This is a genomic window from Azotobacter armeniacus (genome assembly GCF_054779355.1).
Window position 1 is genome coordinate 1 of sequence record NZ_BAAGYK010000025.1, and the last position, 999, is coordinate 999.

Genomic DNA, 999 nt, shown 5'->3' on the forward strand with positions numbered 1-999 from the left:
AACAGGCTAAGCTGGTCATGACGTCTCCACCTGTGGGGGTGGATCATGAAAGCGAGTCAGTTCAACCACTGGATCGCTCAGCTTTCCAGTCTCACCCCGGAGCAGCGTGAGCAGTTGAAGGCATGCCTGTCGGCACCAGGCCCCCTTCCACAGGACATGATCACCACGCCAAGTCGCTGCCCATTGCCGCTCCGGTGAGTTACGGCCGTGGGGTTCCTGTGGCGGTCTGCCGCGGTATCGCTGCCAGTCCTGCAGTAAAACCAGCAACCCGCTGACCGGCACACCGATGGCACGACTGCGAAAGCGTCATCCCTGGCAAGCCTATGCCGAGGCCCTGACCCAGAGCCTGACCGTACGCAGGGCGGCGAAACACTGCGGTGTCAGCAAGAACACGGCCTTCCTGTGGCGACACCGGTTCCTGTCTCGGATTGCCGACCATCAGGCCCAGCATGAATCCGGCATCGTCGAGGCCGACGAGACCTTCTGCCTGGAGTCGTTCAAGGGACGGCGAGACTTGCCGCGCCCGCCTCGCAAACGCGGAGGAAGCGCGAAGCGACGTGGTTTGTCCGCCGAGCAGATTCCTGTCGGGGTGGTGCGGGATCGCAGCGGCCAACAGGCCGACTTTCAGTTGGAGAAGCTCGATGCGCTGCATGTCGGGGAGCGGCTACGGCCGCTGATCGATGCCGATGCGATTCTTTGCACCGACAGTGCTGCCGTTTATTCCCGTTTCGCCAAGGCGCAAGGCATTACCCGTCGACAGGTCAATCCGAGTCATGGACGCAGGGTCGATGGGCCTTTCCACATTCAGAACGTGAATGCCTGCGACAGCCGGCTGAAGCGCTGGATGATCCCCTTTCATGGTGTGGCCACCCAGTACCTGGCCCATTATCTGGGTTGGCGCCGCATGCTCGAGCGCTACAAGACGCAGCTCGATCCATTGATTTGTCTGAGGGAATCGCTGGGGAGGTCTGCTATGCAACAGCTAACTCAGACATAGCC

1 pseudogene is annotated in these 999 nt (G+C 61.3%); it reads left to right on the top strand.

From position 1 onward, the window contains the following. Window positions 1-45: 45 nt before the first annotated feature. Window positions 46-997 (top strand): annotated as a pseudogene (locus ACYVD0_RS05510) (IS1595 family transposase). Window positions 998-999: the final 2 nt, after the last annotated feature.